This window comes from Ewingella sp. AOP9-I1-14 (assembly GCF_052375995.1).
Taxonomy (GTDB): domain Bacteria; phylum Pseudomonadota; class Gammaproteobacteria; order Enterobacterales; family Enterobacteriaceae; genus Ewingella; species Ewingella allii.
On the sequence record NZ_JBQSVA010000003.1, the window covers coordinates 1 to 23,706 of the forward strand.

General features: G+C 53.5%; 28 protein-coding genes. 10 read left to right on the forward strand and 18 right to left on the reverse strand.

The window, feature by feature from the left end; translation table 11 throughout:
• A partial coding sequence (locus ACT3RT_RS09985; RefSeq protein ID WP_496202922.1) for a helix-turn-helix domain-containing protein occupies nt 1-219 on the reverse strand: 219 nt, incomplete at its 3' end.
• Between the two features lie 97 nt (nt 220-316).
• Between ACT3RT_RS09985 and ACT3RT_RS09990 the strand changes: the two genes are divergently transcribed.
• The 7 genes from ACT3RT_RS09990 (at nt 317) to ACT3RT_RS10020 (ending at nt 2,902) form a co-directional block, all read left to right on the forward strand.
• Nucleotides 317-841, forward strand: a complete 525-nt coding sequence (locus ACT3RT_RS09990) for a hypothetical protein (protein WP_496202923.1) — start codon at nt 317-319, stop codon at nt 839-841.
• A 60-nt stretch (nt 842-901) separates the two neighbouring features.
• On the forward strand, nt 902-1,120 hold the full coding sequence (locus ACT3RT_RS09995) for a hypothetical protein (protein ID WP_496202924.1): 219 nt from the start codon (nt 902-904) through the stop codon (nt 1,118-1,120).
• A complete protein-coding gene (locus tag ACT3RT_RS10000) occupies nt 1,110-1,403 on the forward strand; it encodes a DUF5405 family protein (protein WP_496202925.1) in 294 nt (97 codons plus the stop codon). The genes ACT3RT_RS09995 and ACT3RT_RS10000 overlap by 11 nt, the downstream gene beginning before the upstream one ends.
• Nucleotides 1,403-1,642 (forward strand): DUF4060 family protein, encoded by a 240-nt coding sequence (locus ACT3RT_RS10005; protein WP_100935370.1) that lies wholly within the window; start codon nt 1,403-1,405, stop codon nt 1,640-1,642. The genes ACT3RT_RS10000 and ACT3RT_RS10005 overlap by 1 nt, the downstream gene beginning before the upstream one ends.
• Nucleotides 1,639-1,881, forward strand: a complete 243-nt coding sequence (locus ACT3RT_RS10010) for a hypothetical protein (RefSeq protein WP_496202926.1) — start codon at nt 1,639-1,641, stop codon at nt 1,879-1,881. Before ACT3RT_RS10005 ends, ACT3RT_RS10010 begins: the two co-directional genes overlap by 4 nt.
• 59 nt (nt 1,882-1,940) lie before the next feature.
• On the forward strand, nt 1,941-2,501 hold the full coding sequence (locus ACT3RT_RS10015) for a hypothetical protein (protein ID WP_496202927.1): 561 nt from the start codon (nt 1,941-1,943) through the stop codon (nt 2,499-2,501).
• Between the two features lie 218 nt (nt 2,502-2,719).
• Complete coding sequence (locus ACT3RT_RS10020) at nt 2,720-2,902, forward strand: helix-turn-helix transcriptional regulator (protein WP_486033960.1); 183 nt, start codon at nt 2,720-2,722, stop codon at nt 2,900-2,902.
• Here the strand turns inward: ACT3RT_RS10020 and ACT3RT_RS10025 are convergent.
• The 10 genes from ACT3RT_RS10025 to cysG all read right to left on the reverse strand — a co-directional run bounded on the left by ACT3RT_RS10025 (nt 2,883) and on the right by cysG (nt 11,918).
• The gene (locus ACT3RT_RS10025) at nt 2,883-4,073 is read right to left on the reverse strand and encodes a tyrosine-type recombinase/integrase (protein WP_496202928.1); all 1,191 of its coding nucleotides are present in this window, start codon (nt 4,071-4,073) and stop codon (nt 2,883-2,885) included. The genes ACT3RT_RS10020 and ACT3RT_RS10025 overlap by 20 nt on opposite strands.
• Nucleotides 4,074-4,252: 179 nt before the next feature.
• Nucleotides 4,253-5,299, reverse strand: a complete 1,047-nt coding sequence (gene truD, locus ACT3RT_RS10030; protein ID WP_496200562.1) for a tRNA pseudouridine(13) synthase TruD — start codon at nt 5,297-5,299, stop codon at nt 4,253-4,255.
• 18 nt (nt 5,300-5,317) lie between these two features.
• On the reverse strand, nt 5,318-5,791 hold the full coding sequence (gene ispF / locus ACT3RT_RS10035; protein ID WP_353501065.1) for a 2-C-methyl-D-erythritol 2,4-cyclodiphosphate synthase: 474 nt from the start codon (nt 5,789-5,791) through the stop codon (nt 5,318-5,320).
• Nucleotides 5,791-6,510, reverse strand: coding sequence for a 2-C-methyl-D-erythritol 4-phosphate cytidylyltransferase (gene ispD, locus ACT3RT_RS10040; RefSeq protein ID WP_485903133.1), 720 nt, complete (start codon nt 6,508-6,510; stop codon nt 5,791-5,793). Before ispD ends, ispF begins: the two co-directional genes overlap by 1 nt.
• Before the next feature lie 2 nt (nt 6,511-6,512).
• Nucleotides 6,513-6,851: a cell division protein FtsB gene (gene ftsB / locus ACT3RT_RS10045; protein WP_034787453.1), complete on the reverse strand. Its 339-nt coding sequence runs from the start codon at nt 6,849-6,851 to the stop codon at nt 6,513-6,515.
• 245 nt (nt 6,852-7,096) lie between these two features.
• Complete coding sequence (locus ACT3RT_RS10050; protein WP_353501063.1) at nt 7,097-7,453, reverse strand: DUF3561 family protein; 357 nt, start codon at nt 7,451-7,453, stop codon at nt 7,097-7,099.
• Nucleotides 7,454-7,513: 60 nt separating this feature from the next.
• A complete protein-coding gene (cysC, locus tag ACT3RT_RS10055; RefSeq protein ID WP_353501062.1) occupies nt 7,514-8,134 on the reverse strand; it encodes an adenylyl-sulfate kinase in 621 nt (206 codons plus the stop codon).
• A gap of 1 nt (nt 8,135) precedes the next feature.
• Nucleotides 8,136-9,563 (reverse strand): sulfate adenylyltransferase subunit CysN, encoded by a 1,428-nt coding sequence (cysN, locus tag ACT3RT_RS10060; RefSeq protein WP_496202929.1) that lies wholly within the window; start codon nt 9,561-9,563, stop codon nt 8,136-8,138.
• Nucleotides 9,564-9,575: 12 nt separating this feature from the next.
• Nucleotides 9,576-10,484: a sulfate adenylyltransferase subunit CysD gene (gene cysD, locus ACT3RT_RS10065; protein WP_034787444.1), complete on the reverse strand. Its 909-nt coding sequence runs from the start codon at nt 10,482-10,484 to the stop codon at nt 9,576-9,578.
• A 9-nt stretch (nt 10,485-10,493) separates the two neighbouring features.
• Nucleotides 10,494-11,918: a siroheme synthase CysG gene (gene cysG / locus ACT3RT_RS10070; RefSeq protein ID WP_485903131.1), complete on the reverse strand. Its 1,425-nt coding sequence runs from the start codon at nt 11,916-11,918 to the stop codon at nt 10,494-10,496.
• A gap of 282 nt (nt 11,919-12,200) precedes the next feature.
• Between cysG and ACT3RT_RS10075 the strand changes: the two genes are divergently transcribed.
• Entirely contained in the window at nt 12,201-13,259 is a 1,059-nt protein-coding gene (locus tag ACT3RT_RS10075) for an aminopeptidase (RefSeq protein WP_496200546.1), read from the forward strand.
• 115 nt (nt 13,260-13,374) lie between these two features.
• Here the strand turns inward: ACT3RT_RS10075 and ACT3RT_RS10080 are convergent, their stop codons facing one another.
• The 4 genes from ACT3RT_RS10080 to ACT3RT_RS10095 all read right to left on the reverse strand — a co-directional run bounded on the left by ACT3RT_RS10080 (nt 13,375) and on the right by ACT3RT_RS10095 (nt 19,107).
• On the reverse strand, nt 13,375-14,106 hold the full coding sequence (locus ACT3RT_RS10080) for a phosphoadenylyl-sulfate reductase (protein WP_034787438.1): 732 nt from the start codon (nt 14,104-14,106) through the stop codon (nt 13,375-13,377).
• A gap of 30 nt (nt 14,107-14,136) precedes the next feature.
• Nucleotides 14,137-15,873, reverse strand: coding sequence for an assimilatory sulfite reductase (NADPH) hemoprotein subunit (gene cysI, locus ACT3RT_RS10085; protein WP_353501058.1), 1,737 nt, complete (start codon nt 15,871-15,873; stop codon nt 14,137-14,139).
• 27 nt (nt 15,874-15,900) lie between these two features.
• Nucleotides 15,901-17,703 (reverse strand): NADPH-dependent assimilatory sulfite reductase flavoprotein subunit, encoded by a 1,803-nt coding sequence (gene cysJ, locus ACT3RT_RS10090; RefSeq protein WP_485903149.1) that lies wholly within the window; start codon nt 17,701-17,703, stop codon nt 15,901-15,903.
• Nucleotides 17,704-18,045: 342 nt separating this feature from the next.
• The gene (locus ACT3RT_RS10095; protein ID WP_485903129.1) at nt 18,046-19,107 is read right to left on the reverse strand and encodes a hypothetical protein; all 1,062 of its coding nucleotides are present in this window, start codon (nt 19,105-19,107) and stop codon (nt 18,046-18,048) included.
• Between the two features lie 167 nt (nt 19,108-19,274).
• On the opposite strand from ACT3RT_RS10095, the gene queD reads away from it, so the two are divergent.
• Nucleotides 19,275-19,634 (forward strand): 6-carboxytetrahydropterin synthase QueD, encoded by a 360-nt coding sequence (gene queD / locus ACT3RT_RS10100; protein WP_353501056.1) that lies wholly within the window; start codon nt 19,275-19,277, stop codon nt 19,632-19,634.
• Here queD and queE read toward each other — a convergent pair.
• The 3 genes from queE to ACT3RT_RS10115 all read right to left on the reverse strand — a co-directional run bounded on the left by queE (nt 19,631) and on the right by ACT3RT_RS10115 (nt 22,635).
• Nucleotides 19,631-20,302 (reverse strand): 7-carboxy-7-deazaguanine synthase QueE, encoded by a 672-nt coding sequence (gene queE, locus ACT3RT_RS10105; protein ID WP_353503903.1) that lies wholly within the window; start codon nt 20,300-20,302, stop codon nt 19,631-19,633. The two genes, queD and queE, sit on opposite strands and share 4 nt — an antisense overlap.
• Before the next feature lie 84 nt (nt 20,303-20,386).
• Entirely contained in the window at nt 20,387-21,085 is a 699-nt protein-coding gene (locus ACT3RT_RS10110) for an N-acetylmannosamine-6-phosphate 2-epimerase (protein ID WP_485903128.1), read from the reverse strand.
• Nucleotides 21,082-22,635, reverse strand: coding sequence for a PTS transporter subunit EIIC (locus tag ACT3RT_RS10115; RefSeq protein WP_485903127.1), 1,554 nt, complete (start codon nt 22,633-22,635; stop codon nt 21,082-21,084). Before ACT3RT_RS10115 ends, ACT3RT_RS10110 begins: the two co-directional genes overlap by 4 nt.
• Nucleotides 22,636-22,812: 177 nt before the next feature.
• Here ACT3RT_RS10115 and ACT3RT_RS10120 point away from each other — a divergent pair, with 177 nt between their 5' ends.
• The gene (locus ACT3RT_RS10120; protein ID WP_485903148.1) at nt 22,813-23,640 is read left to right on the forward strand and encodes a MurR/RpiR family transcriptional regulator; all 828 of its coding nucleotides are present in this window, start codon (nt 22,813-22,815) and stop codon (nt 23,638-23,640) included.
• Nucleotides 23,641-23,706 lie beyond the last annotated feature (66 nt).

The window sequence follows — 23,706 nt, forward strand, 5'->3', positions numbered from 1 at the left end:
TGAAACGTCATTTAACCAAACTAAATCAGGAGATTTTTTTAAAGAAGTTAAGTACGCCGAAGCATCAGAATAGCCGATCTTTTTCTGACGGTTCTTGAAAGCATCTGATCGCCATCGCAATACCGAATTGTAGACAAAACGCACGCAGCCGAAAGTCTGAGTCAAAAGCTCAGCCTGTTCTGGTGATGGATAGAATCGGTACTTATAAGCGCATTTCATGTGTACAAAATTACAGGAGTTGCTAATAAAATACAAAAAATCTTAGCCCAATGAGCATGGAAGCCAGTGCTATAATTCTCCCAACAATGGAGGATATATGACTGAAGCCAAATTTGATGAAGAAACTAAAATCAGCAGTTATCAATATATAAACGAATTAACAAATGGCGGAGCAAGAGTCGAAGGGCCACTTTTAGATGCAGTTTTCAATTTCACACTACTATTTTCCATGACTGAGCACAGGCTTATGGGGGAAAATGCGAGAACAAGAATGTCTAATGTTTATGCAACCCATTATATTGATGTTGCAGGCCTATCAGCTCAAAAGATTTACACATACTTCCTTGATAGGTATACCGTTAGACCAGACCATTCCAATAACCTAGATGATTTATGCAGTCACGATACGGACTCAAAAACCTTTATTTTGGGAGTAATGCAAAATAAATCAGCAACGGAGAAGGAAATAGCGGAGTGTGTTTTCCGAATAATTATCCGCCTTAGGCATAATTTATTTCATGGAAGAAAATGGTCCTATAACCTTCAAGGACAGGAAGAGAATCTTTATGGGGCGTGCACCTTTCTCCATGGGTATTTATCGGCTACCAAGAACCAAGAATAACCACTAAATCTGGCTGCCAATCGGCGGCCTTTTTTACGCCTTAATCCGAGGTAACCACCGATGATCACAGTCAAATTACCCCGCGCTTATTACTATGCGGGTCGAGTAGACACGTCTGAACTGGCAGCAGTTTTACGACAGGGATTGTGGAAGATGACAGGAGTCGAGCCAGCAGATGTGAGCGTTTCATTGCATGAAGGGACACAGATTCTAGCTGCCGGCTGTGACATCGGTTCGGTTACCGAAATACTGAAAATTGGAGAGCATCATGAAAATTGAAATCGGCGAGAAATGGCTTATCACCAGCGACAAGTATCAGTTCATTCTTCAGGAGAAAGGCATTGCCAAAGAAGGAAAGAACGCTGGCCAAGCAGTGCTGAAGAACACCACATTCCACCCGAAGATTGACCAGTTAATCTCCTCGTTAATCCTGAAAGAAGTTCGCGCCTCTGACGTGCAGACACTCGAAGAAATGCGCAGTGAAATCGAGCGCGTAAGCCAGGAGTGCCAGAAAGCTTTCGCGGAGTTAACATCTGAAGACCTCAATGCAGAACCAGCCTGATGAAACCACTCATCAAAGGTGACACCGAGCCAGCGCACTTAGTTGCAGCCCATAAAGCTATCGATGCTCACAGGGAAAAGTACGGCACTGGCAATAAGCATCACCGAAGAATCTACAGCATCAAATACCGCAACAAGAGCTATCAAATCGAAGTCACCAATACCAACAAACATCATCTGGCCCATGTCATTACGGGTCATAGACAGCTAACGAAAGTTCATTATGGAGAAGTGGCATGAGCGAGTTTAAGGGAACAAAGGGGCCTTGGCGATTGGCGGAAGGACAAAAGGACATGGTGGTTACGGATAGGCCGCTGGGTGAAGGACAGATTGTGGCTGCAACTTATGGCGACAACATGCCAGAAAACGCGATGCTTATATCTGCTGCGCCTGAGCTGCTGGAAGCACTGATATCAGTTATGAGCATGTTCCCCGTTATCGATGACGATAACTCTGGGCGGCTTGGATTTACTTCATAAGCAAGGAAAAAGCTAATTAACGCTAACCTCGCAATAGCTAAAGCACTGGGAGAAAAGTCATGAAATGGGAAATTTTGAAATGTAGTGAGGATGACTTCGAGGGTGCGCCCGAATGGGCGACTCAGTGCATATGGTGTGACAAGGGGAGTGGTCACTTCGTTTACTGGTTAAACCCAGCGACAAGCACAATGTTTAACCCAGCATGTCATACAAAGCCTGATTTTTGGGGTGGCGAATATGGCCATAGGAATTACATTGAGTCCGAGCGTCGCCCAATCACCGAGCCAGATGTAAACCAGCAGTTGAATACTGAGTGGTCTGGCGAAGGGTTGCCGCCTGTTGGGATTGAGTGCGAGATGCAGAATGACGAGTGCAAATGGATTCCTGTAGACATTATTGCCCATAAAGATGGATTTGCATTTGGATGGTCATACGATTACCGATTGGTTTTCTTCAGTGATGCAGCATTCGAGTTCCGCCCTATCCGCTCAGCTGAAGATGTGGCAAGGGATGAGGCGATTAGTGAAATGTTGATGATGGAAGGCGGGATGCCTGACTCATATCAACCACATGAACTTGTAGCGGCACTGTACGACGCAGGATATCGCAAAGTGGAGTAACCATGACTCCCGAGCAAGAGATAGCATCCCGCGCAATAGCCAAAAAGATACTCACCGAACGCCGCAGTAAATCCAACAATCTCACCTACCGCCAAATACTCGACAAGCACTCACCAGATGCATATCCATTCGTTCCCGCTAGATATCGCAAGCAGGTATGGATGTGGCTTGCCTGTTGGGTGCGTCGAGTGGCTGATGGAAAATAGCAGAGGTAAACCATGGCAAGCTTACTTAGCCCTAAAGCAGTGTGCGCCAGACTCGATATGCACCGCGCCACGCTGTACCGAAAGATTGCATCTGGCGAAATACCAAAGCCACTGAAGGACGGACCGCGCTCCAAGTGGCTAGAAGAAGACATAGCGCCTTACATTGAAAAACTGGCTAAGCAGCGCCAGTCCTGAGCGCATCAATCCATTCCCCCCAACTCCGCATCATCTCCCTCCTCTCTGGCATGTATTCGGCGTGATTGTATGCAGCCACCACACGGTTTTGCTCTACGTGTGCCAGTTGCCGCTCAATCACGTCATGCCTAAACCCCATCTCATGAAGTCTGGTAGAAGCCGTCGCACGGAAATCGTGCGCGGTTAAATGCTTTGAAGGGTATCCGAGATATTCAATGGCTCGGTTTATCGTTGACTCGCTCATTACGGCCGCAGGATTTTTAACGTTCGGGAAAAGGTATTTCCCGCTTCCTGTGTGGTGATGTAACGACTTGATCAGCTCTATAGCTGACTGGCAAAGCGGAACGCTATGAGCGCGACCCATCTTCATCTTGTCGGCAGGGATAACCCATAGAGCGCTTTCTAAATCGAATTCACTCCACTCGGCGCTTCTCAGCTCGACTTGCCGGACAAAGACGTATGGAAGCAACTGGAGAATAACTCTGGTCGCGGTAAATCCTTTGTATTCCTCTATCCGATGGTAAAATTCGGCGATCTCCCCGGAATCAAGCGCACGCGAGTGCTTTATCCGCTTAGGGATTATCGCCCCTTTCAGGGCGGCGGCAGGGTCGGAGTCGGCTCGCAGCGTTGCCACGGCAAAGCAGAATATGGCAGAGCACCACTGCCTCACCTTTAAGGCGGAGGATACCGATCCGCGCTTCTCCATGCCTCGCAGCATTGCAAGAATTTCGTGGGCCGTGACTTCTCGAATTGGCTTGTGCCCAAATGCCGGGTAAGCGTTGATGGCGAGAAACGACTCAACCTGCTCTTTTGTTGCCGACTTCCAAGTGTGAGACTTTCTGTCTATCCACTCTTCGGCAACAAGCTTGAAGGTATTGGAAGCCTCAGCGACGTTCTGCTGTTTCTGCCGCTTGCGGATGTCTGTAGGGTTATGACCAAGCTTAACCTTCTCTCTGGCCCATTCTCTTTCTTTGCGGGCTTCAGACAGGCTGACAGAGGGATATTCACCAATGGTGTACCGACCGTCTTTTGTCGGGGTAAGCCAGAAGCGATAGCGCCAGAACTTCGCGCCTGATGGGCGTATCTCCAGATAGAGGCCTTGGCCGTCCTGAAGCGTGTATGGTTTTTCTTGAGGTCTTGCGTTTTTGATTTTGGTGTCAGTGAGTGGCATACCGGATAACCCAACAGGATAACAACGCGTGAAAGACGAAAGTTATCCGGCAGGTTGTCCGGTTTGTGTTGCGCTGTCAATGTTCATCATGCGACAACATGAGACAGCAATCACTTATGGGTAGGGGTTATTGCGGGGAAAATGCGACAGCATGAGATCGGATGATTCACTGATATTTATTACTCAGTAATATCCGCATCAATATTTTCCTGACGCATCAGTTCTCGCACCACGCTGGTCGCAAAACTGCCAGCAGGGAGCCAGAATTTCAGCTCAAGTGTGACATCGTCCCAACGCTTCCAGCTGATATCTAAAGGCTGGAGCATCACCGCACGGCGAGCCGGTTCAACGCGTTCGCGCTTAATTAATGATAATAACGTGGCGCACTCCGCCAGACAGCCCTGCTCAAACGCCTCAGCGGCGTCAGTGGTTCCCAGCGGGCCATCACCCGGTAAGGGGGCGGTTATCAGCAATTCATTACTATTAACACGTGGCTGGAGCGTGTCAAATTCATCTTCCTTGGCCACAAACCAGCTGCCGCGCCCGCTTAACTGTAAAGCATCGCCCAGCATCACCTGACGATGCGTGCCATCGGCTAAACGCTGGCTGGCGATAAGGTTGAACATCGCGCTGCGGCTGGCCGAAAGGTAGAAACTGCGCTTAGGGCGCTCTTTGACCCGAATTTCGTTATTCGCCCAACGCGCGGCTTGAATCAGGTTGTTGCCACCACGGCCAAAACGCTGTTCGCCAAAATAGTTCGGCACGCCCTGCTCTGCCACCTGCTGCAAACGCGCTTCGACATCGGCGATATCGCTCAGCTGGCGCAGCACCAAGGTAAAAGCGTTGCCTTTCAAGGTACCGATACGCATTTTCTTGCGATGACGCGCGGCGCGAACAATCTCGCAGCCTTCCAGCGCGAATTGGCTTAAATCAGGGTCTTCTTTGCCGGGAAGGTGCACGCAAAACCACTGTTCGGTTACCGCGTGGCGGTCTTTCAAACCCGCGTAGCTGACGGAACGCGGATGAATGCCCGCAAATCGCGCCAGCTGTTCGGCCACAAACTGAGTGTTGCAGCCGTTCTTGCGGATACGCACCAGCAGATGCTCACCCTCGCCGTCAGGCTCAAAGCCGAGATCTTCCTCAACAATGAAATCTTCCGGGTTGGCTTTCAGCTTGCCAGTCGAAACAGGTTCACCATTGAGCCAGGTCAGGCGGGACATATCCATCGGGTTATTTTCCAAAACTCAGTCCTTGATCAGCAGGACAACGGCTTCGCAGGCGATACCTTCACCACGGCCAGTGAAACCTAATTGTTCGGTTGTGGTGGCTTTTACGTTCACCTCATCCATATGACACTCTAAGTCTTCGGCTAAAAACACGCGCATCTGCGGGATGTGCGGCGCCATTTTAGGTGCCTGAGCGATAATAGTGATATCCAGGTTGCCCAGGGAGTAACCCTTCGCGCGCACGCGGCGATAAGCTTCACGCAGCAGTTCGCGGCTGTCCGCGCCTTTGTAGGCAGGGTCAGTGTCTGGGAACAACTTGCCGATGTCTCCCATGGCCGCCGCTCCCAGAATGGCATCAGTGGCTGCATGCAGCGCGACGTCGCCGTCTGAGTGAGCCAGCAAACCTTGCGGATAAGGGATACGCACTCCGCCGATCACCAATGGGCCTTCGCCGCCGAATTTATGCACGTCAAAACCATGACCGATACGCATTATGCGTTCTCCTTTTGATACAACTGGGTTAAATAGAATTCTGCCAAGGCCAAATCTTCCGGCCGTGTGACTTTAATATTGTCTGAGCGCCCGGCAATCAGCATAGGATGAAACCCACAATATTCCATTGCAGACGCTTCATCTGTGATGGTTGCCCCTTCATTTAATGCTCGGCGCAAACAGGTTTTTAGTAATTCGAGCGGGAAAAATTGCGGCGTCAGCGCGTGCCACAGATCTTCGCGATTCACAGTATGGGCAATGGCGCTCACGCCAGGCTCTCCGCGTTTCATGGTATCTCTCACCGGCGCGGCCAGAATACCGCCCACGCGGCTGGTGGCTGAAATCGCCAATAAGCGATTAAGGTCGTCGATGTGCAGACAAGGGCGCGCGGCGTCGTGCACCAGCACCCAGCCGTGAGAGCCAGCGGCTTCCAGCCCGGCCATGACCGAGTCGGCTCGCTGAGCGCCACCTATAACGCACTGGATGCGAGCATCTTGCGCAATAGGCAAATGTTGGAATTGGGTATCGTGCGGGCTAAGGGAAACCACCACTTTAGTGACTTGCGGGCTGCGTAGTAACGCGTTGATTGAGTGTTCAATCAACGTTTTGCCGCCAATAGAAAGGTACTGCTTTGGACACTCTGTCTGCATACGGCTGCCGATACCGGCAGCGGGCAGGACAGCAATAATCTCTGGAGAGGAAACTGCGATGTCGCTCATAGCTATTGTTTTAGGTTGTTTTGCGAAGCATTGTTTTGAGAAGAACTCATACCTGCATTTCGTTTGGATTGGTCAGGCACCAGACGATAGAAAGTCTCACCGGGCTTAATCATGCCCAGTTCATTACGTGCGCGTTCTTCGATAGCTTCCTGACCACCGGTCAAGTCATCGATTTCTGCAAAGAGTTGATCATTCCGTGACTTGAGTTTGCCGTTGTTGGCCTGCTGTACCTGAACGTCATCATTCACACGAACATAATCGTGAATACCATTCTTACCCAGCCACAGCGAATACTGTAACCAGCCAAGCAAAACCAATAACAGCAGCGTTAATTTGCCCATCCCCGCCCCCTAAAAAAGCCGAACAATCATCCCACAACTTTCATTCCGACTCCACACTGAGAGGGAAAATGCCGGTGAGATTCAGACTTAAGCAGGTAATTATGGGTGAGAATGACACAATGACTTACATAGAGATAAGAAATTGACGATAAAACACCCAGAACCTCTGCCAACGTAAAACCACGGTGAGCGCGTGAATCTGGTGAACACGTGAAGATTTTCAGTGAGTGAGAAAACAGGGGAAGTTACCAGCCGGAGAGGAATGAAAAGATAGTCCAAAACATACCAATGACCACCACGCCCGTCGCCGCCAGCGTGCGCCACCAGTTACCGCCAAACAGCATGCTAAATGCAATGCCAATCAACACGGAAATAGGCACTAAAGCGAGGAAAAACGGCCAGGTGTAGAGAAAGAAAAACAGCGTGTTAGAGCCGTACATCACAAAGGGAATGGCAAAGGCTAGCCAGTAGAAGATAAAACCTGCCGTACCGCCAAACATAGAATACGAGGGAGCTTCAGCATCCACAGCCCGATCGTCGGACGTGGCGCTTGTGCCCTCGTCTCGGATCCGACTCACTATTCGGTGAAGTAATGCCTGCATAAAGTGATCCCTGTAGTTCAGTGTAAACCGGCGCGCTGTTTAACCAGCGGCCGGAAACCTTCAGGGTTTGATAATAGCGTGGCGGCGCAGTACATCTAATAATTGCGGGACTAAATGTGTTACCAATTGTTCGCCATCGAGGTGTACATCTGGAGCTTCTGGCGCTTGGTAAACAGAGTCAATGCCGGTGAAGTTTTTCAGCTCGCCGGCGCGGGCTTTCTTGTATAAGCCTTTGGGATCTCGCGCCTCGCAAATGGCCAGCGGGGTATCGACAAAGATCTCAATAAACTGATCTTTATCCAGCAATTCCCGCACCATATCTCGCTCGGCACGATGGGGAGAGATAAAGGCGGTGAGCACCACCAGCCCGGCATCTATCATCAGCTTAGCGACCTCACCAACGCGGCGGATATTTTCCCGCCGGTCGTCGTCAGAGAAGCCCAAATCGCGGCACAGACCGTGGCGCACATTGTCGCCATCAAGCAGGTAGGTGCTGACACCAAGTGCGTGTAGCGCCTGCTCAAGCGCGCCAGCGACCGTGGATTTGCCTGAACCTGACAGGCCTGTGAACCACAGCACCACGCCTTTATGGCCATGTTTCAGCTCACGGTCCGCACGCGTTACCGCGTGCGGGTGCCAGACGACGTTTTCATCTTTCAAATTTGCGTCGGGTAACGCCATATTATTTCCCACCCAGCAGGTCGCGAGCACCCCAGTGTGGGAAGTGACGGCGAACCAGGCTGTTTAACTCCAGCTCGAAGGCGCTGTAGGAATCTTGTTCCTGATAAACGCTTTCTACGGCTTCGCGAACCAGCCCTGCTCCGACGGTGACGTTAGTCAGGCGATCGATAAAGATCATCCCGCCGGTCACCGCGTTGTGTTGGTAGTTATCCAGAACCAGTGGCTCATCGAAGGTAAGCTCAACCAGGCCGATGCCATTTAGCGGTAGGCTCTCAACAATACGCTGGGTCAGCGAGTTAATTTCAACCTGATACTCAATGTTTTCAACCCGAGCGCGGGCCTTTTTGCCGCCGATTTTGATGTCGTAGCTTTGGCCAACGCTGAGCGGCTGCTCGGCCATCCAGACAATATCCACTTTGGCGTTCTGCACCGCTTTCACGGTTTCATCCGCGTCGACCAGCAGGTCACCACGGCTGATATCGCGCTCGTCGGCCAGCACCAGCGTGATAGCTTCACCGGCCCAAGCTTCTTGTAAATCAACGTCGAAAGTCACAATGCGTGCCACCCTTGACTCAACGCCGGACGGCAACACTTTGACTTTCTGCCCGACGCGCACTGAGCCAGAGGCCAGCGTGCCCGCATAGCCACGGAAGTCGAGGTTCGGGCGGTTAACATACTGCACCGGGAAACGCATCGGCTGCTGTTCGCGGATGTTAATGATGTTCACGGTTTCCAGCACGTCGAGCAGGGTTGGGCCGGTATACCAGCTCATTTTCTCACTCGTCGTAGCAACGTTGTCGCCTTCCAGCGCCGACAGCGGCACGAATTTGATATCCAAATCGGTTGGCAGCTGCTGGGCGAAGTCCAGATAGTTGGCTTTGAACTCTTCGAAAACGCTTTCGCTGTAATCCACCAGATCCATCTTATTGACCGCCACCACCAAGTGGCGGATCCCCAGAAGAGTAGCGATAAAGCTGTGGCGGCGAGTTTGATCCAGCACGCCTTTGCGGGCGTCGATCAGCAAAATCGCCAGATCACAGGTGGACGCACCGGTTGCCATGTTGCGGGTGTACTGCTCATGCCCCGGCGTGTCAGCAATGATGAATTTGCGTTTTTCGGTGGAGAAGTAGCGGTAGGCCACGTCGATGGTGATCCCCTGCTCGCGCTCGGCTTGCAGACCATCCACCAGCAGCGCCAGATCGAGTTTTTCACCTTGGGTGCCGTGACGCTTGCTGTCGTTATGCAGCGACGAGAGCTGATCTTCATAGATCTGGCGAGTGTCATGCAGCAGGCGACCAATCAGGGTACTTTTGCCATCATCCACGCTGCCGCAGGTCAGAAAACGCAGCAGGCTTTTATGTTGCTGGGCGTGCAGGTAGGCCTCGACGCCACCCTGTTCTTCAATTTGTTGTGCAATTGCATTGTTCATTTTGGTCGCTCCTCAGAAATAGCCCTGACGTTTTTTCAGTTCCATCGAACCCGCCTGATCGCGGTCAATTGCCCGCCCCTGACGCTCACTGGTGGTTGACACCAGCATCTCTTCGATGATTTCCGGCAGAGTCTGAGCTTCAGACTCCACGGCGCCCGTTAGCGGCCAGCACCCGAGAGTACGGAAGCGCACCATTTTCTGCTCAATCACTTCGCCCGGTTGCAGGTCGATGCGATCGTCATCCACCATCAGCAGCATGCCATCGCGTTCGAGAACCGGACGCGGCGCTGCGAGATACAGTGGAACAATTTCGATATTTTCCAAGAAGATATACTGCCAGATATCCAGCTCAGTCCAGTTGGAGAGCGGGAACACGCGGATGCTTTCGCCTTTGTTGATCTGGCCGTTGTAGTTGTGCCACAGCTCCGGGCGCTGGTTTTTAGGGTCCCAGCGGTGGAAACGGTCGCGGAACGAGTAAATACGCTCTTTAGCACGCGACTTCTCTTCATCACGACGCGCGCCGCCAAAGGCAGCGTCAAAACCGTATTTGTTCAGCGCCTGCTTCAAGCCTTCGGTTTTCATGATGTCAGTATGTTTGGCACTGCCGTGGACGAAGGGGTTGATGCCCATCGCGACGCCTTCCGGGTTCTTATGCACCAGCAGTTCAAAACCGTAGTTCTTCGCCGTGCGGTCGCGGAAGTCGTACATTTCGCGGAACTTCCAGCCGGTATCCACGTGCAGTAGCGGGAAAGGCAGCGTTCCCGGGAAGAAGGCCTTGCGCGCAAGATGCAGCATCACCGAGGAGTCTTTACCGATGGAGTACATCATCACCGGGTTAGCAAATTCAGCCGCCACTTCACGGATGATATGGATACTCTCCGCCTCCAGTTGACGCAAATGTGTGAGTCGTTTTTCGTCCATAACAGATCCTTAAGCCAAATTCACGACCGACGGGCGAACTGCGTCGTCAGTCTGTGGTTGATGCCCAAACCAGGCGAGCTTATCGTGAAGTGCGACCACTTCGCCGATAACCAGTAATGCGGGTGATGGTGCCTGTTGAGCCAAGAGTTCTAAGTTGTCGAGCGTGCCGGTCAGCACCTGCTGATCGACCCGCGTACCACGGCCAATGACAGCCACCGGCGTACTCGCCGCGCGGCCATGAGCAATCAGCTGCTGGCTGATTTCAGCCGCCTTCACCGTGCCCATATAAATGGCCAGTGTCTGGTTGCCCTTCGCCAGCGTTTCCCACTGCATGCCATTCCCATCGGGACGAGAGTGGCCGGTAATAAACATCACGCTCTGCGCGTAGTCGCGGTGGGTGAGAGGGATCCCCGCGTAGGCCGTCGCGCCCGCGGCTGCCGTCACGCCTGGCACCACTTGGAAAGGGATGCCCGCCGCCGAAACGGCCTGTAGCTCTTCACCGCCGCGACCAAAAATAAACGGGTCGCCGCCTTTAAGGCGCACCACTTTTTTGCCCTGCTGCGCCAGTTCGACCAGCATGCGGTTTGTCTCTTCCTGCGCCACCGAGTGGCTGCCAGCGCGCTTGCCGACGCAAATACGGTCGGCGTCTCGGCGCACCAAATCTAAAATCTCGTCACTGACCAAATGGTCATACAACACCACGTCTGCCTGCTGCATCACCTGCAAGCCGCGTAATGTCAGTAATCCTGCATCACCCGGCCCCGCGCCGACCAGCGTCACTTCACCGTTTCTCGCGATGGATTCCGGATTATCTAACTGTTGTTGCAACACTTGCTCAGCTTCTGGAATCTGTCCCGCAGTCACCAGCGAGGCAAAGCGACCATCAAAGGTCTGCTCCCAAAAGCGACGGCGTGCCGTCATTGAGGTGAAGCGCTGCTTCACGCGGTCGCGGAAACTGCCAGCAATCTCAGCCATCTTGCCCAAACTGGTCGGTAACAGCGTTTCCAGCTTTTCCCGCAGCATGCGCGCCAGCACCGGGGCCGTGCCGCTGGATGAAATAGCCACCACAATCGGCGAACGGTCGACGATGGAAGGGAAGATAAAGGAGCACTTCGGCTGGTCATCGACCACGTTGGCCAGCAGCTGGCGGCGATTGGCCTGCTCAAACACCTCGGCATTCAGCTCGGCGTCGTCGGTGGCAGCAATCACCAGAAACACGTCATCCAACTGCTGTGGCTCAAATTGCTTCGCCAGCCAGCTGACTTGCGACTGCTGGAGACGATGCTCAAGTTCTGAGGAGAGTGACAGCGCGACAATGCGGACAGCAGCGCCAGCACGCAGCAGAAGGTCTATTTTGCGTGCAGCGATTTCGCCGCCGCCGACGACCAATACTGGACGTTGTCTTAGGTCGGCAAATATTGGTAGATAGTCCACAACGGCCTTTTTGATAGCGAAGAGTAATAACAAGACTATACGTGGTGGCAATTATTGAATTGAAATGACGAAATGGAATGAATAGTTACCAAATGGAATATAGATTCGCCAACCTCACTTTCCAGACGCAGAAAGATGCAACAAAAAGAGCCATTTGAGATAAGGGGAAATTGTCTAATTGCCGTCACAATCGCATACTATTGCGCAATAATGACCGCATAACGCGGCCTGCCCGATTGAAAGCTTTCCGGTCTTTGACCCACGAATAAGGATTTTTTGTCCATGCTATCCCTTTCTCGCATGAAACTGGCGCTACTGGCCTTTGGCCTGGGCTGTGCCGGTTTTACGCACGCGGCCGTGCAGCAGGTTGCCGCGCCCGCCCTCGGTAAAATTGCTGCCGAACAAACTCGCCATATCGCCACCTATTTTCCGGGCCGCATGGCCGGTAGTCCGGCGGAGTTAATCGCCGCAGATTACCTGCAACAGTATTTTGCCAAACTCGGCTATCAGAGTGATCTTCGCGGCTTTGATACGCGTTATCTCTACACCAGCCGGGATGGCAAGCAGAGCTGGCATGATGTGCATTCGACCTCCGTGATCGCCGCCCGCGCCGGTATCGTGCCTCAGCAGATTGTCGTGATGGCGCACTTTGATACTTATTTGCCACAAAGCGACGCCGACTCCGACCATAATTTGGGCGGTCTTACCCTGCAGGGGGTTGATGATAATGCGTCAGGCGTCGGTGTGATGCTGGAGCTGGCCGAACGACTCAGTAAGGAGCCAACCCACTACAGCTTGCGCTTCGTGGCGCTTAGTGCCGAAGAGACGGGCGCACAGGGTGCCGCAGACTATGTGCAGCGCATGTCGCCGGAGGAGAAGTTAAACACCCTGCTGGTGGTCAATCTCGATTCGCTGATTGTTGGCGATAAGCTCTACTTCAAGAGTGGCAAAAATACCTCTCAGGCCGTCACTAAGCTGACACGCGACCGCGCCGTGGCGCTAGCGCGTCACGCAGGTATCGCCGCCGAGGCATACAGTGGAAAGGATTGCTGTAATGGCATGCAGGCGCTGGACGACGCGCATATTCCATTATTAATGGTGACGGCCACGGATTATGCGTTGGGCAAGAAAGACGGCCAGCAGCAGCGGGCAATCAGCGCGCATTTCCCGCAGGGCACCTCGCGCCATCAGGGCCAGTTGGATAACTTACAGTATCTCGACCGCGTCCTGCCAGGCCGGATAGACAAACGCTCGAAAGATAGCGTGAGAATTTTACTGCCGCTGCTGAAAGAGCTGGCAAAACCGGCTGATGCTTTACAAGGCGGTAACGCCATCCCTTAAATAATTCGAGTCAGAGGACAAATCTGCTTGCAGCGGCCCCCTTAGGGGCTTTGCTGGAAATAGGCCAAGTAACGCGGCAAGCCGACGCACCTCTGGCTCGAAGTATGACAGGGATTTATTCGTGTAAGCCGCACTCGCGTTTAAGCCCAAAGAAACGGGTTTCCTCTTCGCTCATGCCCTCTTCCCACTTCTTGGTGGTGTGGGTATCGCCAACCGACAGGTAGCCCTGATCCCACAGCGGGTGATAGCTGAGGCCGTGCTCTTTGAGGTACTGGAACACTTGGCGGTTATCCCAATCGATGATCGGCAGGATTTTGAACACGCCGCGCTGCACGGCTAACACCGGCAGATTGGCGCGGCTGCCAGACTGTTCACGGCGCAGACCAGCAAACCACGTTTGCGCGCCCAGCGTCGCCAAAGCGCGGTTCATCGGTTCAACTTTATTAATGTTGTTGTAACGCTCGATGCCTTCAACGCCCTGCTCCCAAAGCTTGCCATAACGCGCTTCTTGCCACGCCGGGCTTTCGGCTGCGCGGAACACTTGCAAGTTCAGCTTCAACTGTTCGGTGAGTTGATCGATGAACTGGTAAGTCTCGGGGAACAGGTAGCCGGTGTCAGTGAGGATCACCGGGATATCCGCCTGCTGGCGAGTCACCAGATGCAAACAGACCGCAGCCTGAATGCCAAAACTTGAGGAGAGCGCGAATTCGCCCGGCAAATTCTCTAGTGCCCAGATGACACGATCCTGTGCCGACAGTTTTTCAAGCTGGGCATTGGTTTCCGCCAATGCCAGGGCCTGACCTGATTTCGGCATTTCATTCAGTTCAGCAAGAGTGAGCAAACTCATAAACTCTCCATTCTTCACGTTACAGCAGCGTTAGTCGTAGAAGTCGCGGGCCGGATCCAGCACTGGGCGAATAATCCCAGCGCGGATCACGTAATCACCAAAGCCTTCATCGTTTTCACGCTCTTTCGCCCAGCGGCCGACCAGCTCGTCGATAATCGCCAGAATGTCAGTATCAGAGATGTTCTCCCGATACATTCTTGGAATACGCGTCCCTTCACGGTTACCGCCAAGGTGCAGGTTGTAACGGTTCATGGCTTTACCCACCAAACCGATTTCAGCCAGCAGCGCGCGGCCGCAGCCGTTAGGGCAACCCGTCACACGCAGGACAATGTGCTCTTTGCCCACCCCGTGCTGGTGCATGATGCCTTCCACTTTGGTGACAAACTCTGGCAAGAAGCGTTCTGCTTCGGCCATCGCCAGCGGACAGGTCGGATATGAGACGCAGGCCATGGAGTTTTTGCGCTGCTCGGTGACGCTGTCGTCGATCAGGCCATGGTTGCGGGCCAGCGTTTCGATCGCGTCTTTATCTTTTTCCGAGACACCGGCGACGATCAGGTTCTGGTTAGCAGTAAGCCTGAAATCCCCTTTGTGGATCTTAGCGATTTCTGCCAGACCGGTTTTTAGCGGCTTGCCCGGATAATCCAGAATACGGCCGTTTTCGATAAACAGCGTCAGGTGCCACTGCTTGTCGATCCCCTTCACCCAGCCGATGCGATCGCCGCGTCCGGTGAATTCATAAGGGCGAACTGCTTCGAATTCGATCCCTGCTCGCTTGGCCACTTCGTCGCGGAACACTTCCACGCCAACGCGCTCAAGGGTGTATTTGGTTTTAGCATTTTTACGGTTGGTACGGTTGCCCCAGTCGCGCTGCGTGGTCACTACCGCTTCGGCCACGGCCAAGGTTTTATCCAGCGGAATAAAGCCCAGTTCGCTGGCGGTGCGGGCGTAAGTTGCCTTGTCGCCGTGGGCGATAGACAGGCCGCCGCCGACCAGCACGTTGAAGCCAACCAGCTTGCCGTTATCGGCGATCGCCACGAAGTTCAGATCATTGGCGTGAAGATCGACATCGTTTTGCGGCGGGATCACCACCGTAGTTTTAAATTTACGCGGCAGATAGGTTGGGCCAAGGATCGGCTCTTCATCCGTGGTTTCGACTTTCTCTTGATCCAGCCACACCTCGGCGTAAGCGCGGGTGCGCGGCAGCAGGTGTTCGGAGATCTTCTTCGCCCACTGGTAGGCTTCCTGATGCAGCTCTGACTCCACCGGGTTCGAGGTACACAGCACGTTGCGGTTAACGTCGTTGGCGGTCGCCAGCGCGTCCAGACCTAGCTTATTCAGCAGCTGGTGAACCGGTTTTACGTTAGGTTTGAGGATACCGTGGAACTGGAAAGTTTGACGGTTAGTAATACGAATACTGCCGTACAGCGTGCTCTCTTCAGCGAATTTATCAATGCCCAGCCACTGGTCTGGCGTCATCACGCCGCCCGGCAGGCGGCAGCGCAGCATCATCGCGTGGCGCGGCTCCAGCTTCTGCTCGGCGCGTTCGGCACGGATATCGCGGTCATCCTGCTGGTACATGCCGTGGAAGCGGATCAACAGGAAGTTGTCACCGTTGAAGCCGCCGGTCAGGCCATCTTGCAAATCTTCAGTAATGGTTCCGCGCAGGAAATTGCTTTCCTTTTTAAGACGTTCAGCATCAACCAGCGGCGCATCAACGATTAACGGGCCAGGACCGGGATTCTGTTCACTCCACAACTTATTGCTCATAAGTGCTCACTCATTGCTTAAATTTTATTAGTAGACGTCGCGCTGATAACGGCGGTCCATACGCAATTCACTTAAAAATTCGTCGGCGGTTTCCAGGTCCATCGACCCCTGCTGGGAGATAATTTCCAACAGCGCTTGCTCGACGTCTTTCGCCATACGGTTGGCATCGCCGCAGACATAGACGTGCGCGCCCTCTTGCAGCCAGCGCCAGACTTCGGCGGCGTTTTCGCGCAGCTTGTCTTGAACGTAGACCTTTTCAGCCTGATCGCGCGACCAAGCCAGAGAAATGTGGGTCAGTAAGCCGTCTTTGACGTAGCGCTGCCATTCAACCTGATATAGGAAGTCCTCGGTGAAGTGCGGGTTGCCGAAGAACAGCCAGTTTTTACCCCCGGCGCCGTCGTTTTCGCGCTGCTGCATAAAGGCGCGGAATGGCGCGATGCCGGTGCCCGGGCCAATCATAATCACTGGCGCATCCGGGTTAGCTGGCAGGCGGAAATTGTCGTTATGCTCGATGAATACGCGAACTTCACCATCTTCTTGCAGACGGTCAGCCAGATAGCCCGATGCACCGCCGGTGCGGGCGCGGCCGTCGATTTCGTAGCGCACGGCGCCGACGGTGATATGCACTTCGGACTCATTCTCGGCCTGAGAGGAGGCGATGGAGTAGAGGCGCGGCGTCAGCGGGCGCAGCAAATCAACCAACTGCTGGGCATCCAGCTCGGTCGGCGCCTGACGCACCATGTCGACGAACGGCGTGTTTTGCGCGAACTGCTGCAAGGCATGCTTGTCGGCCAGTAGCGCGTTCAGCTGCTCATCACGGCACGCTGCGGCGTATTTCTCGACGATGGGCGTGGTGTTTTGGGTCAGCTCGATGTGATGCTGCAACGCTTCGCTCAGCGCTAGCGTTTTGCCGTTAACTTCAACCGACTCATCGCCTTTCAGCCAGAGCAGTTCAACCACTTCTTTGACCAAGGCCGGATCGTTTTCGAACCAGATGCCTAAGGCGTCGCCCGGCTGGTAGCGCAGGCCAGAATCACCCAGATCAATCTCGATATGGCGCACGTCTTTATCCGAATTGCGCCCGGTAATTTTCTGGTTTACCGACAGCAAAGCGGTCAGTGGCTCTTCTTTAGTATAGGGGCTGCTGTCAACTTGGTTGACCGCGCCAGCCAGAGTCGCGGCGGGCTGCGCCGTCGCCTCTGCGGGAACGCGCTGCTTCAGCACTTCAACAATGCGTTTGCGCCACTCTTCGGCCTGGGCCTGATATTCAACGTCAGCGTCCACGCGATCTAACAGGCGCTCTGCGCCCAGCTCGCCAAGGCGGTTATCAAAATCTTTACCGGCCTGACAGAAGAATTCATAGGAAGTATCGCCCAGTGCAAACACGGCAAACGCCGTATCTTTCATCTGTGGCGCTTTCTTCGATTGCAGGAATTTATGCAGGGCGACGGCCTCTTCGGCCTGCTCACCTTCCCCCTGAGTGGAGGCAACAATCAGCAGCAGCTTTTCTTGGCCGATTTGTTTGAACTTGTAATCACCGGCGTTAACCAGATTGACGTTCAGTTTTGCGGCGATCAGGTCATCGCGCACCTGCTCGGCCAAACGACGGGCATTGCCGGTCTGGGAAGCGGAAATCAGGGTAATAGCGGCCGCGGCGGGCGCAGGTGCAGCTGCCGGAACAGCGCCCGGCTGTTGATTCACCATTCCCCAGAAATAGCCAGATAGCCATGCCAGCTGCGTTGGTGAGTATTCACCAATGGCAGACTGGAGCTTAGCCAGTTGCTCTGGTGAAAGAGGCAAGATAGAAGTTGGAGGAGCCTGAGTCGTCATCGCGGTACGAATTCCCTTATGCATAAGCCAGTCATCAATCCGGCCTTCGTGCACAAGAAAGACCGTAAATCACCCCACGTAGAAAAGCGACGGAGGCTGCAGTTTGTAAGGTTAACGAGGCTGATGATAACAATTAAAGAAGTGATGGAAATATTAAATAACCAAAATGACTAAGTGGTTTTAGAGATAGCCATAACCACTAAAAGTGGTAAGTAGTGATTTTTTATCTTACTGAAATAGCTATGAAAATCGGCAGACATTTATCCGACTAGGCAAAACAGTTTGTTATATAAAGAAAAACCCCGCCGGAGCGGGGTGAAAATACTTTATCAGCAGCAGATTTTATAGATGGAACTGGCCATGTTCTTCGAACCAGGCGAACTGCCCGGCGGCAAAGACTGACATCTTGCTGCTGCTGTGGCCGGTGTCCGGCAAATCGACAAAGTGCCAGTTAAACGGCGTGTTGTTCTGCTCGGCGCGCTGCTGTGAGGTGGTGAAATAGCTCTCGGCGCGATCAAGGCGGTTGCTCCCCTGTGCCATCACCTGCTTGGACAAACGCTGCGCGCGCGTTTCAGGATTATCATCTTCACTGCCGACGGCAATCAGCATCGGCTTGGCAAAGTAACTGGCGAGCTGCTGCTGGTTCACGCTTATCGGCGACTCGCGCAACCCATAAGGCCAGCGCTGGTCGGTATCAGGCAAGGTCCACCACGTCGGCGCGGCGCACACGGCGGCTTTCACTTGCGGCTGCGGCAATAATGTCAGCATGCGGTGAACAACTTGGCATCCGGCGCTGTTGCCGAAAAGGTAGAACTGCGACTGGCTGGTGACGCCCTGCTTCTGCAACTGGCTGAACAGCGAATCGACCAGCGTGAAAGTCCATTGCGACGCGGGCAGCTTGCGATGGGTTTTGGGATCAACCAGATTGCCAAGGTTATAACCCGCCGCGCCGGGGAAGTCCTGCTCGCTGAACTTCGGCACCACCACGCGCAAATGGTACTGGTTCGCCATGGTGATCCATTCATTGCGCGCATTGACGGCGTTACGATCGCCTTCAGTCATCACCATCACGATAGGCGTTGTGGCATCAGCACCCTCGGGTTGATAGGTGAAAACGTCCAGCGTCTTTTTCCCCTGCGCCACCAGAATATGTAAACTGCCCGCGCCCGTCGGGAAGGTCAGGGCAACAGGTTTAGCAGCAACGGCAGGCTTGGCGGTTTTCGGCTCAGTTTGAGCAGGTTTGATGTCAGCAGGCTTAGGGCCAGCAGCCTTAGATTCCGCAGGCTTTGAGTCCGTAGACTTGGCATCGGTGGAAGCAGGCGCGGCTGGCTGGGGGAGCGTTTCCGCACCGACGCTCGCCGTGAATAGCACCGACAATATGGCCAAACGCAGCACAGTAATCATGCAAACACTCAATAGGTTAGTCTCACTGCTGCCACTTTAAGTCAGTAAATCAGGCTGAGTAAAGCAGTGGTTGGTAACGCCTTGTACAGCTATGTACCGTGGATTTCGTGGCGCGAACGCCGGATTTCCGTTACTATGCCGCGTTTTTTGAGCAACGAGACAGCACCATGACCACCACACTCTTTAAAGATTTTCAGTTCGAAGCCGCGCACCATTTACCTCACGTTCCAGCAGGCCACAAATGCGGCCGCCTGCACGGGCACTCTTTCTCGGTAAGATTAGAAATCACCGGTGAAGTGGATCCGCATACGGGTTGGGTAATGGATTTTGCTGATTTAAAAGCGGCTTTCGCCCCGACATTGGACCGTCTCGACCACTATAATCTCAACGATATTCCGGGCTTAGAGAACCCGACCAGTGAAGTGCTGGCCGAGTGGATCTGGAATGAGATGAAGCCTAAGCTGCCCCTGCTTTCCGCCGTACGCGTCAAAGAGACTTGCACCGCGGGCTGCGTCTATAAAGGCTAAGCGATATTTAGGTATTTGTGGGTCTGCATCGACAGCCGCCAATTTTTTGCAATGCAGGTCGCAATGCACAATTTGGTGGCTTCTTCTTTCTGACTGATGGGCTGCAAAGCGATGATTCGCGCTTTTTCGTCAGTCAATGTCGCCAGTAACGCTTCCAAGGCATCGATATCGCGCTGACGCGCCACCGGATGCTTCACTTCATCAGCCCGTTTCAACGCCTGCGGCAGAATGTCATAGCCGCCGCGCATGTTGACCTTTGGCGACACCGTCACCCAAGTATTCACCGAGCAGCGCACCTCATGGGTCCCGCTGGTTTCTATCTGGCAGCTAAAACCATTTTTTTCCAGCAGCGTGGTGAGCGGCATTAAATCGTAAATGCACGGCTCTCCGCCGGTGATCACCACGTGACGCGCCGTATAGCCCTGCTGAAGAATAATCTCGTGCAGTTGCTCTGCCGTGGCGTTACCCCAGGCGTCACTCTCTTCGGTCTTCACCAAAATGCGTTGTACGTCGACTTCCCGATCGGCGATTTTGTCCCAGGTATGTTTGGTGTCGCACCAGCTACAGCCCACCGGGCAGCCCTGCAGGCGAATAAAGATAGCCGGCACGCCGGTAAAATAACCTTCCCCTTGCAGGGTTTCGAACATTTCATTAATCGGGTACTGCATGGTTTTCTCAATCATCTCTAAAAAATCAGCGCGCATTATCACAGATAGTGCACGCTGTTCCAAACTTCGACCCAAGCAGATTTGTCAGTAAAGGTGATTGATGGCCTCGGTGAAGCGTTGAGTGATCTGTTGAGGCCGGGTGATGGCACCGCCCACAACCACGGAATGCGCCCCCAGCGTCAGGCAGCGCGCGGCCATTTCAGGCGTGTCCACATTGCCTTCGGCGATGACCGGAGCGCCGCACTGTGAGAGCACCTGGCGCAAAAAGGCGAAGTCATCTTGCCACAGCTTGCAGCCCGCGGTTTCCGGGGTATACCCGTGTAAAGTGGTGCCAATGCAGTCAAAGCCTAAGGCCTCAGCATTGACCGCCTCTTCGACGCTAGCGATGTCGGCCATCAGCAACAAAGAGGGATATTTCTGCCGAATCTGTTGCACTAAGGCCGCCAACTGCAACTCCCCCGGACGTCGATGCAAGGTGGCATCGAGCGCGATCATTTGCGGACCTGCGGTCATCAGCTCGTCAACCTCTTGCATTGTTGCGGTGATATAGACTTCGCTGTCGGGATAATCGCGCTTGATAATGCCAATGACCGGCAGAGTCACGGTGGCGCGAATCGCCTGCACGTCGGCAACGCTGTTGGCGCGGATCCCCGCAGCCCCGCCCTGCATGGCGGCCAGCGCCATGCGGCTCATGATGAAATCGCTGTGTAAGGGTTCATCGTCCAGTGCCTGACAGGACACCACCAGTTTTCCTTTTATGGCCGCTAACATTGACTGATTCATACTCCCAACATCTCCTCAATTTCGTTTTTAATCACCGTGACATGTGGCCCATAAATGACCTGAATCCCATTCCCACGAATCAGTACCGCCCTCGCGCCACTCGACTTCAACTGGCTTTCATTCACCATGTTGGCCTGATGCACGCTTATCCGCAGACGTGTTGCGCAGCAGTCCAGCTCGGCAATATTGCTAGCACCGCCCAATGCTTCAATGATCAGCCCGGCACGGTCGGTGGTGATGCTGGCTTGTTCTACTTCCGCGTCATCTCGACCTGGCGTTTTAAAGTTGAAACGGGTGATCAGATAGCGGAAAGAGAAGTAGTAGAGAGCAAACCAAGGCACACCCACCAATGGCACGTACATCCAATTGGTTTTGCCTTCGCCCTGTAGAACCCCGAAAAGGAGGAAGTCGATGAAGCCACCAGAGAATGTCTGACCAATGGTGATATGCAGAATATGGGCAATCATGAAAGCCAGCCCGTCAAACACCGCGTGCAGCACGTACAGCATCGGCGCGACAAACAGGAATGAGAATTCAATCGGCTCAGTGATACCGGTGAGGAAAGAAGTTAGCGCCGCAGAAAGCAGCAGACCGGCCACTTTCTTTTTATTTTCAGGCCGCGCGGTGTGGTACATCGCCAGACAGGCCCCCACCAGACCAAACATCATGGTAATGAAACGCCCGGACATAAAACGCGACGTGCCGACGTAAAAATGCTGAGTTGAAGGATCGGCCAACTGGGCAAAGAAGATACGCTGGGTTCCCTCCACCAGATGCCCGTTTACCACCTCACTGCCGCCCAGTGCTGTGGTCCAAAAAGGCAGATAAAAGATATGATGCAGGCCGAAAGGCCCGAGCATGCGCAGGACAAAACCGTAGATAAAGGTTCCCAAATACCCCGTGGCATCCACCAGCCCGCCCATGCCAAAAATCACTTTTTGGAAATGAGGCCAGATGAAGAACATCAGCGCCCCGACAACAATTGACGCCACCGAAGTAATAATAGGCACAAAGCGTGAGCCGCCGAAAAATCCGAGGAATTGCGGCAGTTGAATTTTGTTATAGCGGCTATGCAGCAGCCAGGTGACTAATCCAATCACCACGCCGCCAAAAACGCCCGTTTCCAGAGTCTGTATGCCCAACGCCATTCCCTGCCCCGACGCACTGAGATTGCTGGCCGCCAACTGCCCCTTGAGGATCAAAATGGCATTAATAGTAGCGTTCATGACTAAATAGCCGAGCAGCGCGGATAGCCCTGCGGTTCCCTTGTCACTTCGCGCCAGCCCAACCGCGACTCCGACGGCAAACAGCACCGCAAGATTGGCAAAAACAATGGAGCCCGCGCTGGCCATCACGGTAAAGATGGCCTGTAGCGCCGGAATATTCAGAAACGGGTATGCCGTCAGGGTATTGGGGTTCGAGAGCGCCCCGCCAATCCCCAACAGCAAACCCGCCGCTGGCAAAATCGCGATAGGCAACATGAAAGACTTGCCAAATTTCTGCGCCCTTTCAAACCAAGTTCCACCGCCTGAACCATTGAAGATCGACATGAGATAACTCCGCGTTAGGTTGTTTTGGTAATTATTTTCACCACATTATATTTATATAAAAATAATTACCACCCAATAAGGCGAGTTATCCATATGGAATTCTTCTGGCGTTAACTGCGTCACATCAGCCAAACTAGAGAGGTCAATTAATCAGAGGAGAGCCGAGTGAGTCAGACCATGGAAACGGGCACGCTATTACTGCGATTGCGCCAAGGGTTGGAGAATTACAGCCCGACACTGCATAAGCTCGGCAACTTTGTGCTCGAGCAACCAGAAAGAGTGCTTTATCTGACCATTACCGAATTGGCGCGCGAGAGTGATACCAGCGAGGCCAGCGTCACCCGACTTTGCCGCCAGCTAGGTTGTAAAGGCTTTACAGAATTCAAGATGGGTCTTGCTCTGGAAACTCGCCAAAGCCAAGCTCGTCAGGCCACTGACGGGGATGATGAAGTGCAGTTGGTCATTGACGACAGCATTACCGCGCTGCGAGATACGGGGAAATTACTCGATCGGCAAACTCTGGCTGATACCGCGTTAGACATTCATAACGCCCGATCCGTACAAATTTATGGCGTGGCTGCCAGCGCGATCGTGGCGGATTATTTGGGCTACAAGCTGCTGCGCTTAGGCAAAGCATCGCAGTGCTTCTCCGATATGCATCGCGCGGCAATGAATGCGGTGAGTTTGGACAAACAAGACATTGTGGTCGTGATTTCCAGCTCCGGCTCGACAAAGGACGTGCTCCATGCCGCTGAACTGGCTAAGCGTCAGGGCACCAAAGTGATTGGTATCAGCAACACGCTACGCAGCCCGCTCTCTTCTCTGGCTGATACTTTGCTGGTGGCCGCTAAACCTGAAGGGCCATTGACGGCGGGTTTGCTGACCTCGAAAATCGGCGGAATGCTGCTGGTAGAACTGCTGATAAATCAGCTGCTAACCCTCTCTCCTGATTACCTTCAAGCCAGCCAACAAAGCGCCAGCGCGACGCTTTCTCTCTTGCTCTAGCATTCTGCATGGCGAGATTTCATCTGTTTTAGGCATAAAAAAACCCGCCGAAGCGGGTTTTTAGGA